Raw genomic sequence first — 12,320 nt, forward strand, 5'->3', positions numbered from 1 at the left:
TCGCGCGCTGTCAGGACATGGCGAGCGGGGCGCCGCCCCGGAGCAGCGATCCGCCCAGCGGGGTCAACGTGTGCAGGACCGAACTGCCGTGCCGCAGCGTGTGGATCAGGCCGGCCTCGCGCAGCACACCGGCGTGCTGGCTCGCCGAGGCGAGCGATATACCGGCCCGGAGGGCGAGTTCGCTGGTCGTGCAGCCGTTGCCGATGGCTCTCAGCACCGTCGAGCGGGTGTTGCCGAGGAGCCGTCCGAGCCAGGGACCCGGTTCGGCGTGGACCGGGGCGCGGGAATGGGTGACGGGGTAGACGAGCACGGGCGGGAGTTCCGGATCCCGGTAGACGACCGGGGTGACGCGGCAGAAGAAGGACGGCTGGAGCAATAAGCCCCTGCCGTTCAGATGGACGTCGCGGTCGAAGGGGTAGTCCGCCTCCAGCACGGGCGGCCGCCAACGGATCGTCGGCGGGAGGGAGGCAAGCAGTTCCTCGGCCCCGCCGTCCAGGAGAGCGCGTCCGCGGACGGCGCGGTCGGCCTCGATGCTGGACCTGATGTGCGACCAGTACGGCTCGATCGCGGCGCGATGGTAACCGCGCAGGGCGTCGACGAGCCGGCCGAGCGGCTCGACCCGCCCGTGGGGGCCGCGGCCCGGGTCGCGGCGTTCGATGCCCAGCAGGGCGAGTTCGGCATGGATCCGCCGGGGCGGGGTGTCGCGCACCGCCGCCATCGCGGCCTCAATACCGTAGGGCTCGCTGCCCTCCTGAGAAGGCGTCAGAAAGTCGGGGAAATAGCCGCGGGGTGGAATCACCGTGGCGAGCAGACGTACTTCACCGTTCAACCGTGGTCGAGTTTCCGTGCGCCATTCCCCGAACACCGCGGACCCGCGCCGGTCGCGCAGCCGATGAAAACTCAGAACGGTTTCCCACAGGGCATCCGGCCGGGTGGCCATCCGCACCTTGGATAGGTCCACTCCGGACATGTGGATACGCAGCACCGGACCCCCACCTGTTGCACCTGCAATTGCCCCCATCCCAGGGTAGGTGATCCGTAACAGCACGTCACCACGGGGTTTCGGCCAGAGGTGAAACGTCTCGCCTCCGCAGGCCGGACCGGAAAGGCTGTACGGCGTCGGGTGCGTATCCGGAGCCACCGGAAGAGCGGGTGAAGGCCGTGGGGGGTTTTGCTCGTTCGGCGGCGGTCGGCAACGGTGCGGCTCCGCACCCGACGGGGGTAAGCCGGGTGCGGTCCATGGGTGGGGATCCATGGACCGCATCCCGGTCCGTCACCGACCATGTCTTTGCGCATTGAACGAATTTTGCTTAATGAACTACGGAAATGGCTCGGCGTCGCACAGCCATTTCACGGGTCCCAAAGCCGGAACGAAGCCGGAACGAAGCCGGAACGAAGCGGGAACGAAGCGGGAACGAAGCGGGAACGGAGCCGGAACGAAGCGGGAACGGAGCCGGAGCCGCGCCGGCCGCACAGCCTGAACGGCGGGGCGGCGAAGACGGAGAAAACGAGGCGGCGGACCCCCGCACGGGTACCGCCGCCTCCAAATTTCCGGAGGCGGCCGCCGAGCCGACGGGAGTCCGACGGGCCGACGGCCGCTCCGGGAGGGGAATGGGGTGCCGCGTCAGCGGCTGTCGCTGCCCGTCGATTCCGCCGCCGCGCGTCCCGCTTCGAGGCGGGCGACGGGGATGCGGAACGGGGAGCAGGACACGTAGTCCAGACCCACCTCGTGGAAGAAGTGCACCGAATCCGGGTCGCCGCCGTGCTCGCCGCAGACGCCCAGCTTCAGGTCCGGGCGGGTGGCCCGGCCGGCCTCGACGGCGCTGCGGACCAGCGAGCCGACGCCGTCCTTGTCGATCGTCTCGAACGGTGACACTCCGAAGATGCCCTTCTCCAGGTACGCGGTGAAGAACGATGCCTCCACGTCGTCCCGGGAGAAGCCCCACACCGTCTGGGTGAGGTCGTTCGTGCCGAACGAGAAGAACTGGGCGGCCTCGGCGATCTGCCCGGCGGTCAGCGCGGCGCGCGGCAGCTCGATCATCGTGCCGATCGTCAGCTTCAGCCGGGTTCCGGTGGCGGCCTCGACCTCGGCGATGACCCGGTCGGCCTCCTCGCGGACGATCTCCAGCTCCTGGACCGTGCCGACGAGCGGGATCATGATCTCGGCGCGCGGGTCGCCCTTGGCGTTCTTGCGCTCGGCCGCGGCCTCGGCGATCGCCCGTACCTGCATGGCGAACAGGCCGGGGATGACGAGCCCGAGCCGGACCCCGCGCAGACCGAGCATCGGGTTCTGCTCGTGCAGCTTGTGCACCGCCTGGAGCAGCCGCAGGTCGTTCTCGTTGGCGTCCTCGCGGGCCTCGGCGAGCGCGACCCGCACCGACAGCTCGGTGATGTCGGGCAGGAACTCGTGCAGCGGCGGATCGAGCAGCCGGACGGTGACGGGCAGACCGTCCATCGCCTCGAACAGCTCGATGAAGTCGGCCTTCTGGAGCGGGAGCAGTTCCTCCAGCGCGGTCTCGCGCTCGGCGTCGGTGTCCGCGAGGATCAGCTTCTCGACCATGCCACGCCGCTCGCCGAGGAACATGTGCTCGGTGCGGCAGAGCCCGATGCCCTGGGCACCGAAGCGGCGGGCGCGCAGCGCGTCCTCGGCGTTGTCGGCGTTGGCCCGCACCCGCAGTCGGCGCACCCGGTCCGCGTAGGCCATGATCCGGTGCACGGCGGCGACCAGCTCGTCGGCGTCGTCGGCGCCCGCGTGCATCCGGCCCTCGAAGTACTCGACCACCGGGGACGGCACGACGGGAACCTCGCCGAGGTACACCTTGCCGGTGGAGCCGTCGATGGAGACGACGTCCCCCTCCTCGACGATCCGGCCGCCCACCGTCATCCGGCGCCGCTTGGTGTCGACCTCCAGCTCCTCGGCGCCGCAGACGCAGGTCTTGCCCATGCCGCGGGCGACGACGGCGGCGTGCGAGGTCTTGCCGCCGCGCGAGGTGAGGATGCCCTCGGCCGCGATCATGCCGTCGAGGTCGTCGGGGTTGGTCTCGCGGCGGATCAGGATGACCTTCTCACCGGACCGGGACCACTTCACCGCGGTGTACGAGTCGAAGACGGCCTTGCCGACGGCGGCACCGGGCGAGGCGGCGATGCCCCGGCCCAGCAGCTCGGTCACGGCCTCGTCGTCGAAGCGCGGGAACATCAGCTGCGCCAGCTGCGCCCCGTTGACCCGCTGGAGTGCCTCGGCCTCGTCGATCAGCCCCTGGTCGACGAGCTGGGTGGCGATCCGGAAGGCGGCACCGGCGGTGCGCTTGCCGACCCGGGTCTGGAGCATCCACAGCCGGCCGCGCTCGATGGTGAACTCGATGTCGCACAGGTCCTTGTAGTGCGTTTCGAGGGTTTCCATGATCGTCATGAGCTGGTCGTACGACTTCTTGTCGATCGACTCCAGCTCGGCGAGCGGCACGGTGTTGCGGATTCCGGCGACGACGTCCTCGCCCTGCGCGTTCTGCAGGTAGTCGCCGTAGACGCCCTGGTGGCCGCTGGCCGGGTCGCGGGTGAACGCGACACCCGTGCCGGAGTCGGGGCCGAGGTTGCCGAAGACCATGGAGCAGACGTTGACGGCCGTGCCGAGGTCGCCGGGGATGCGCTCCTGGCGGCGGTAGAGCTTGGCCCGGTCGGTGTTCCACGAATCGAAGACGGCCCTTATCGCCAGGTCCATCTGCTCGCGCGGGTCCTGCGGGAAGTCGCGTCCGGCGTCCCGCGAGACGATCTTCTTGAACTGCTTGACCAGCTTCTTCAGGTCGGCCGCGTCGAGGTCGACGTCGACCGTGACGCCCTTGGCCTCCTTCGCCGCCTCCAGCGCCTCCTCGAAGAGGTCGCCGTCGACACCGAGCACGGTCTTGCCGAACATCTGGATGAGGCGCCGGTAGGAGTCCCACGCGAACCGCTCGTCGCCCGCCTGCGTGGCGAGACCCGCCACGGAGTCGTCGGAGAGACCGATGTTGAGGACCGTGTCCATCATGCCGGGCATGGAGAACTTCGCGCCGGAGCGGACCGAGACCAGCAGCGGGTCGTCCGACTGACCGAGCTTCTTGCCCATCCGCGTCTCCAGCGCGTCGAGATGCGCGCTGACCTCGTTCCGCAGCTCCGTCGGCTCCTCGCCGCTGTCGAGGTAGACCTTGCACGCCTCGGTGGTAATCGTGAAGCCGGGGGGCACGGGGAGCCCGAGGTTGGTCATCTCGGCGAGGTTGGCACCCTTCCCGCCGAGGAGCTCCTTCAGATCCTTGTTGCCCTCGGTGAAGTCGTAGACGAACTTCTGCTCCCGGGACTCCGAGGATTCCCGGGACTCGTGGGACTCCTGGGTGGATACGTGGGGATCTTTGTTTTCCGACACGGGTCTCGACTCCTCGAAGACGCGGTGGCTGCCCTGACGGCGAGGAACATACCCAGATCGAAGGTTTCTGGGTACGTCCACTTGCGCGTCATGGGGCCTCAACCACCCATCCGCCAGCAGATCGAAAGTGATGCGACCTCGCTCCTGGGGAAGAAAATGCGTTCACCTCTTGAACGAATAACCACCTGCCGTCATCGATGGTGACCCAATCGGACACTCACCGCAACGGAAGCGTCGATCGATCAAAGCAGACACCTGTGGCACGGAGTGCCATCATTTGAGAAATACACCCCTCAAAATTGCGCTCGTTTGAGCGACCAGACTCTCAGGGTGGCGAGAATCACTCTACGGTCCGCGCTCAGATGTCACCATTCGGACAGGCAAGCGGCGCCCCAAGGTCACTCCTTGATCATGGATCTGATGCCGAGCGTGAGGGGAAAGGGCTCGCGCGACCGCGAACACACCCTTCCGGGTCCCCTCATGGCCGGATACTGCCGAATCTGGCCAAATATTTCGCTCAGATGAGCACGTGAACGCGTGCGGCACGCGGTGCCTACGTGCGCCTCGTGGCGCCCCTGCCCCGCGCGGCGCGCGGACCGCGCGGCGGACACGTCCCGCACGGCGGACACGTCCCGCACGGCGGACAGAATCACGCGACGCACACGGCCCGCACGGGCTGGCGCGGACGAGCACGGACGGGCACGGGCGGGCACGGGCGGGCATCCGCCGCAGGACGACGCGGGCCGCGCGGCGGACGCGCAAAGGCCCCGGCCGAAAGAGGCCGGGGCCGTGTCACGACACCACCGGGACGCGCACACATCCCACGTCACCGCACCGCGGGAAGCGCCCGCACCGCGGGAAGCGCCCGCGCCGCCACCACACGCCGGAACCGTCGTCGGGGCCGTCGCCGGAACACCGCCGGGACATCCCGTCCGCGCCGGGCGGCCTCAGCCGCCAGAGGTGTCCAGCTCCGCGTCCGCGCTCACGCCCGCACAGTCGTACGGGTCCTTCAGCCAGCCGTCCGGCAGCACCACGCGGTTGTTGCCCGAGGTGCGCCCGCGCGGCCCGTCGGCACCGTCCGGCCACGGCTGGTCCAGGTCCAGTTCGTGCAACTGCCCGGCCAGCTCGTCCAGCGAGGAAGTGATCGCCAGCTTCTTGCGCATCTCCGAGCCGACCGAGAAACCCTTGAGGTACCAGGCGACGTGCTTGCGGAAATCGATCACGCCGCGGGCCTCGTCGCCGATCCACTCCCCCAGCAGCGTCGCGTGCCGCAGCATCACGTCCGCCACCTCGCGCAGCTGAGGCGCCCGCGTCGTCCCGGTGCCCTCGAAGGTGCTCACCAGGTCGCCGAAGAGCCAGGGGCGGCCCAGGCAGCCGCGCCCCACGACCACGCCGTCGCAGCCGGTCTCGCGCATCATCCGCAACGCGTCGTCCGCACACCAGATGTCGCCGTTGCCGAGGACGGGGATCTCCGGGACGTGGTCCTTGAGCCGGGCGATGGCGTCCCAGTCGGCGGTGCCGCCGTAGTGCTGGGCGGCCGTCCTGCCGTGCAGGGCGACGGCGGTGACGCCCTCCTCGACGGCGATCCGGCCCGCGTCGAGGTACGTGATGTGGTCGTCGTCGATGCCCTTGCGCATCTTGATGGTGACCGGCAGGTCACCCGCGTTCGAGACCGCCTGGTTGAGGATCGCGCGCAGCAGCGGCCGCTTGTACGGGAGCGCGGAGCCACCGCCCTTGCGGGTCACCTTGGGGACCGGGCAGCCGAAGTTCAGGTCGATGTGGTCGGCCAGGTCCTCGTCGACGATCATGCGCACGGCCTTGCCGACGGTGACCGGGTCCACTCCGTACAGCTGGATCGAGCGCGGGGTCTCGCTCGCGTCGAAGTGGATGAGCTGCATGGTCTTCTCGTTGCGCTCGACCAGCGCCCGGGTGGTGATCATCTCGCTCACGAACAGCCCCTTGCCGCCGGAGAACTCCCGGCACAGGGTGCGGAACGGGGCGTTGGTGATGCCGGCCATGGGGGCGAGCACCACCGGCGGCTGCACCATGTGCGGGCCGATCCGGAGCTGAGGGAGGGCGGGGGCGAGCGTGGTCATTGCTCCATTGTCCCGTACGGCGCGCCGGGGTCGTCCCCGCCCGCCGCTCCGTACCCCCACGGGCCGACCGTTCCGCACGACACCGCCCGCACGGCACCGGGACGCACCACACAGCACCGAGCAACACACCGGGAGCACCACACCGGGACGCACCACACGGCACCGGGACGGACGGCTCCTCGGCGGAACCCGGGGCGCCCTCTCGGCGAAATTCATTAGTTAACCGTACTATCGATGTATGCCCGAACCGAGTCCCCGCCGACGGCAGTTGGTGCTGGCCATCTGCTGCATGAGCCTGCTGATCGTCAGCCTCGACAACACCGTCCTCAACGTGGCCCTGCCGTCCATGCAGAAGGAACTGCACGCCACCGTGGCCGGCATGCAGTGGACCATCGACGCCTACACCCTCGTCCTCGCCTCACTGCTGATGCTCGCGGGCTCCACGGCCGACCGGATCGGGCGCCGGAGAGTCTTCCAGACCGGACTTGTCCTCTTCGTCCTCGGCTCGTTGCTCTGCTCGCTGGCGCCGAACCTGGAGTCGCTGGTGGCGTTCCGGATGGTGCAGGCGGTGGGCGGTTCGATGCTCAACCCGGTCGCCATGTCGATCATCACCAACACCTTCACCGACCCGCGCGAGCGGGCCCGCGCCATCGGGGTGTGGGGCGGCGTGGTCGGCATCTCGATGGCGGCCGGCCCGCTGGTCGGCGGCCTGCTGGTGGACTCGGTCGGCTGGCGGTCGATCTTCTGGATCAATCTGCCGGTCGGGCTCGCGGCGCTGCTGCTCACCTGGCGCTACGTGCCCGAGTCCCGCGCTCCGAAGCCGCGCCGACCCGACCCGGTGGGCCAACTGCTGGTGATCGCGCTGCTCGGCTCGCTGACATACGTGATCATCGAGACGCCGTCGGCGGGCTGGACGTCACCGCGCATCCTGACGCTCGCCGTCCTCGCCGTCTGTGCCCTCGCCGGACTGCTCCTCTACGAGCCCCGGCGCGAAGAACCCCTCATCGACCTGCGGTTCTTCCGTAGTGCCCCGTTCAGCGGCGCCACCGCCATCGCGGTCTCGGCCTTCGCCGCGCTGAGCGGGTTCCTCTTCCTCAACACGCTGTACCTCCAGAACGTGCGGGGGCTCAGTGCTCTGCACGCCGGGCTCTACATGCTGCCGATGGCGGCCCTGACCTTCATCTGCGCCCCGCTGTCCGGACGGCTGGTCGGCAACCGGGGGCCGCGGCTGCCGCTGCTGGTGGCCGGGGTGGCCATGACGGCCTGCGGGCTGATGTTCGCCGTGTTCGGTGCCGAGACGAACGACGTCCTGCTGTTCACCGGCTATGTGCTGTTCGGCCTCGGCTTCGGCATGGTGAACGCGCCGATCACCAACACGGCGGTCTCCGGGATGCCGCGCTCCCAGGCCGGAGTGGCGGCGGCGGTCGCCTCGACCAGCCGACAGGTCGGCGGAACGCTCGGGGTCGCCGTGATCGGTGCGGTGCTCGCGGCGGGCGTGGCCGGGACGGGGGCGCCGCGCGGGGCCGCGTACGCCTCCGCCTTCGTGGACGCGGCAAGGCCCGCCTGGTGGATCCTCACCGGCTGCGGGGTGTCCGTCCTGCTGGTGGGCGCGCTGACCAGCGGACGCTGGGCACGGGAGACGGCGTTCCGGACCGCCCGGCGCCTGGAGAAGCAGTCCGGCGCCCCGGCCGACGACCGCCCCGCGGCCGGCTCCCTGACCCCCTGACGACGCGCGGCTGCCGCGCGGGCTCCGCGCACGCGCCTCAGCAGGGCATCCACCGCGTCGGGGCACGTGCGGCGCCTCCTGACAGGCGCTGCCCAGAAGTGCCGGACAGGGCTGTGGGCCCGGATCACGGGGTGATCCGGGCCCACAGTCACGTTCGGGTCTGCGTCAGCTCTGCGCGGGGGCGTCCTGCGCGTCGTCCGCCTGGGACGCGGGGGCCTCCGGGGCCTCCGGCTCGGCGGAGGTCTGGGCGCGCTCGCGCATCCGGCGCAGCAGCTCCTGCTTCTGGTCGGCGGCCGCCTTGCGGTCGGCCTGGCGTACGGGGCCGGTGCCCTGCTGGTCGGCGCGGGACAGCTTCTTGCGCTGTCCGCCCACACCGAGGAGGTTATTGCGGCTCTTGGCCACGGCGTTCTCCCATTCGTGGTGAGAAGTGAGGTCTGGGGCGACCTTTGGTCCTTGATCGGTCCGGTGGGCGGCGGGTGCTCGGACCCGCCGCGCTCTCACTCGTAGATCTGGAAGAACGAAGACATGGCAGAACCGTACCGGGGTGCCGTCGGCGACCGCACCCCGTTTTCCCCGCACCTCGTTTTCCCCGCACGCCGTTTTCCCCGCACGCCGTTTTCCCCGCACGCCGAGGTCGGCCGACGCGCACGGAAACGCCGGAGCCCCCGGTCCCTCCGTACGCGGTACGGGGGATCGGGGGCTCCGGCGGGGCGTGCCGTGCGGGGCGGTGCGTCAGCAGCCGAGCAGTCGGGCGCCGAGGTACGCCTGGATCTGGTCCAGCGAGACGCGCTCCTGCTTCATGGTGTCGCGCTCGCGCACGGTCACCGCGTTGTCGTCAAGGGTGTCGAAGTCGACGGTGACGCAGAACGGGGTGCCGATCTCGTCCTGGCGACGGTAGCGGCGGCCGATGGCGCCCGCGTCGTCGAACTCGATGTTCCAGTTCTGCCGCAGGTCGGCGGCGAGGCCCTTGGCCTTCGGCGACAGCTGCGGGTTGCGGGACAGCGGGAGGACGGCCACCTTGACCGGTGCGAGGCGCGGGTCGAGGCGCATCACGGTGCGCTTCTCCATGACGCCCTTGGCGTTGGGCGCCTCGTCCTCGATGTAGGCGTCGAGGAGGAAGGCGAGCATCGCGCGGCCGACACCGGCTGCCGGCTCGATGACGTACGGGGTCCAGCGCTCGCCGGCCTCCTGGTCGTAGTACGCCAGGTCGGTGCCGGACGCCTTGGAGTGCGCCTTGAGGTCGTAGTCGGTGCGGTTGGCGACGCCCTCCAGCTCGCCCCACTCGCCGCCGCCGAAGCGGAAGCGGTACTCGATGTCAGCGGTGCGCTTGGAGTAGTGCGAGAGCTTCTCCGCGGGGTGCTCGTACCACCGCATGTTCTCCTCGCGCAGGCCCAGGCCGGTGTACCAGTTCCAGCGCTGCTCCATCCAGTACTCGTGCCACTTCTCGTCCTCGCCCGGCTTGACGAAGAACTCCATCTCCATCTGCTCGAACTCGCGGGTACGGAAGATGAAGTTGCCCGGAGTGATCTCGTTCCGGAAGGACTTGCCCATCTGGGCGATGCCGAACGGCGGCTTCTTGCGCGAGGTCTGCTGCACCTGGCCGAAGTTGGTGAAGATGCCCTGGGCGGTCTCGGGGCGCAGGTAGGCGACCGAGCCGGAGTCCTGGGTCGGGCCGAGGTGGGTGGAGAGCAGGCCGGAGAACTGCTTGGGCTCGGTGAACGTGCCCTTGTTGCCGCAGTTGGGGCAGTTGAGGTCGGTCAGGCCGTTCGCGGGCGCGTGGCCGTGCTTCTCCTCGTACGCCTCCTCCAGGTGGTCGGCGCGGAAACGCTTGTGGCAGGAGGTGCACTCGGTCAGCGGGTCGGTGAACGTGGCGATGTGACCGGAGGCGGCCCACACCTCGGAGGCCAGGATGACCGAAGAGTCGAGGCCGACCACGTCCTCGCGCGAGGTGACCATGTAGCGCCACCACTGGCGCTTGAGGTTCTCCTTCAGCTCGACGCCCAGCGGTCCGTAGTCCCAGGCGGCGCGCTGGCCGCCATAGATCTCGCTGCAGGGGTAAACAAAGCCACGGCGCTTGCTCAGGCTGACGATGGAGTCGATCTTGTCGGCGGCCACGGTGCTCTCTTCATTACGACGACGAAAACGGACAGGGGCGGCGCGTAGCGCCTCGGTGGGGCGAGACGGGTGGGCGAATGCTTCAGGTTACCGGCGGGGCCTCCCCCTGGATCAAATCGGTAGGGGCCCGGTCGGCCCCGCGGTCATCTCATCAGCCTTGTTGACAATCGTTTCCAGCTTTGTTGAAAATGACTGTCATGAACGTCAGCCGCCTCATACCCACCGCCGCCGTTGCCGGAGCCGCCGTCCTCGGCCTCACCGCCCTCACGGCCTGCTCCGCCTCGGACACCGCCGACCGCAAGAACGGCGACGGGCTGAACGTGGTGGCCTCGTTCTATCCGATGCAGTTCCTGGCCGAGCGGATCGGCGGGAAGCACGTCTCCGTCACCACACTGACCAAGCCGGGCGTGGAGCCGCACGACCTGGAGCTCAGCCCGCGGCAGATCGGCGGACTCGCGGATGCCGACTTCGTCCTCTACCTCAAGGGCATCCAGCCCGCCGTCGACGACGCCATCAAGCAGTCCGGTGTCAAGAACGTCGTCGACGCCTCGACGCTCACGAAGCTGGAGACCCACAGCACCGAGACCGGCCCCGATGACCACGACCACGACGAGCACGGGCACGGCGAGCACGGGCACGGCGACGAGGCCGGCGCCGACCCCCACATCTGGCTCGATCCGGTGAAGTACGCCGAGGTCGCCAAGGGCGTCGGGAAGTCCCTGGAGAAGTCCGACCCGGACCACGCCGCGGACTACCGCAAGAACACCGAAGCGCTGGTCACCGAGCTGAACAGCCTGAACAGCGCATACGTGAGCGGTCTGCGGAACACCGCCACCAAGACCTTCGTCACCACCCACTCCGCCTTCGGGTACCTCGCCGAGCGCTACGGCCTCACCCAGGAGGGCATCGCCGGCGTCGACCCCGAGGCCGAGCCCAGCCCCGCCCGGATCAAGGAGATCCACACCGTCGCGAAGAAGGACGGGGCCACCACCGTGTTCTTCGAGACGCTCGCCAGCGACAGGACGGCGAAGACCCTCGCCCGGGACACCGGCCTCCGGACCGACGTCCTCGACCCGCTGGAGGGGATCACGGACAAGTCGAAGGGCACCGACTACATCGAGGTCATGCGGTCCAATCTCGCCGCCCTCCAGAAGGCGCTCGGCGCCAAGTGACCCGCGCGACACCCGCCACAGCAGCATCGGAGGCGTTCATGCCCGAAACCGGGAACACCACAGCCGACCCCGTCATAGCCCTGCGCGGCGCCACGGCCACGCTCGGAGCGCGTCCGGTGCTGCGCGGCGTCGATCTCGCCGTCCACCGCGGCGAGGTCGTCGCCCTGCTCGGGGCCAACGGCTCGGGCAAGTCGACCGCCGTCCGCTCGGTCATCGGCCAGGTCCCGCTCACCGGCGGCTCCGTCGAACTGTTCGGCGCCCCGCTGCGCCGCTTCCGCGCCTGGTCCCGCATCGGCTACGTGCCGCAGCGCACCACCGCGTCGGGCGGCGTTCCCGCCACCATCCGCGAGGTCGTCTCCTCCGGGCGGCTCTCCCGCACGAGGCTCGGCCCGCTGCGCAGGGCCGACCGGGCCGCCGTCGACCGGGCCATCGAACTCGTCGGCCTCGCCGACCGGGCCAGGGACTCGGTGAACGCGCTCTCCGGCGGCCAGCACCAGCGGGTGCTGATCGCCCGGGCGCTGGCCGCCGAACCGGAGGTGCTGATCATGGATGAGCCGATGGCCGGGGTCGACCTGGCCAGCCAGGAGATCCTCGCCTCCACCCTCCGCGAACAGGTCGCGGGCGGTGCCACGGTGCTGCTGGTACTGCACGAGCTCGGCCCGCTGGAGCCGCTGATCGACCGCGCGATCGTGCTGCGCGACGGCTGTGTGATGCACGACGGGCCGCCCCCGAAGGCGCTGGGCCAGCACGCTCTGCCCGGACACGACCACGTACACCCCCACGCGGCCCTGGAGCCCGTCCGGACCGGACTGCTGAGCTGA

General features: G+C 69.8%; 8 protein-coding genes. 3 read left to right on the forward strand and 5 right to left on the reverse strand.

The genetic code is table 11. The features are described 5' to 3' along the window. Window positions 1-10: 10 nt before the first annotated feature. The 3 genes from ACFC79_RS05030 to dusB all read right to left on the reverse strand — a co-directional run bounded on the left by ACFC79_RS05030 (window position 11) and on the right by dusB (window position 6,486). The gene (locus ACFC79_RS05030) at window positions 11-985 is read right to left on the reverse strand and encodes an ArsR/SmtB family transcription factor (protein ID WP_376235329.1); all 975 of its coding nucleotides are present in this window, start codon (window positions 983-985) and stop codon (window positions 11-13) included. 639 nt (window positions 986-1,624) lie between these two features. After that, a complete protein-coding gene (ppdK, locus tag ACFC79_RS05035; protein ID WP_376235331.1) occupies window positions 1,625-4,390 on the reverse strand; it encodes a pyruvate, phosphate dikinase in 2,766 nt (921 codons plus the stop codon). 947 nt (window positions 4,391-5,337) lie between these two features. Further along, complete coding sequence (dusB, locus tag ACFC79_RS05040; RefSeq protein WP_376235334.1) at window positions 5,338-6,486, reverse strand: tRNA dihydrouridine synthase DusB; 1,149 nt, start codon at window positions 6,484-6,486, stop codon at window positions 5,338-5,340. Between the two features lie 238 nt (window positions 6,487-6,724). Between dusB and ACFC79_RS05045 the strand changes: the two genes are divergently transcribed. Next, on the forward strand, window positions 6,725-8,212 hold the full coding sequence (locus ACFC79_RS05045; RefSeq protein ID WP_376235336.1) for an MFS transporter: 1,488 nt from the start codon (window positions 6,725-6,727) through the stop codon (window positions 8,210-8,212). Between the two features lie 165 nt (window positions 8,213-8,377). On the opposite strand, the gene ACFC79_RS05050 is transcribed toward ACFC79_RS05045, so the two are convergent. Both ACFC79_RS05050 and ACFC79_RS05055 read right to left on the reverse strand, forming a co-directional pair. Then, entirely contained in the window at window positions 8,378-8,614 is a 237-nt protein-coding gene (locus ACFC79_RS05050; protein WP_376235339.1) for a DUF6243 family protein, read from the reverse strand. A gap of 330 nt (window positions 8,615-8,944) precedes the next feature. Next, window positions 8,945-10,327 carry a glycine--tRNA ligase gene (locus ACFC79_RS05055; protein WP_376235341.1) on the reverse strand — a complete coding sequence of 461 codons (1,383 nt, stop codon included), beginning with the start codon at window positions 10,325-10,327 and terminating at the stop codon, window positions 8,945-8,947. Window positions 10,328-10,524: 197 nt separating this feature from the next. On the opposite strand from ACFC79_RS05055, the gene ACFC79_RS05060 reads away from it, so the two are divergent. Further along, window positions 10,525-11,499 (forward strand): metal ABC transporter substrate-binding protein, encoded by a 975-nt coding sequence (locus tag ACFC79_RS05060; protein ID WP_376235344.1) that lies wholly within the window; start codon window positions 10,525-10,527, stop codon window positions 11,497-11,499. 38 nt (window positions 11,500-11,537) lie between these two features. Further along, window positions 11,538-12,320, forward strand: coding sequence for a metal ABC transporter ATP-binding protein (locus ACFC79_RS05065; RefSeq protein ID WP_376235347.1), 783 nt, complete (start codon window positions 11,538-11,540; stop codon window positions 12,318-12,320).

The sequence above is a fragment of the Streptomyces sp. NPDC056061 genome (assembly GCF_042266885.1).
In the GTDB taxonomy this organism is placed as follows: domain Bacteria; phylum Actinomycetota; class Actinomycetes; order Streptomycetales; family Streptomycetaceae; genus Streptomyces.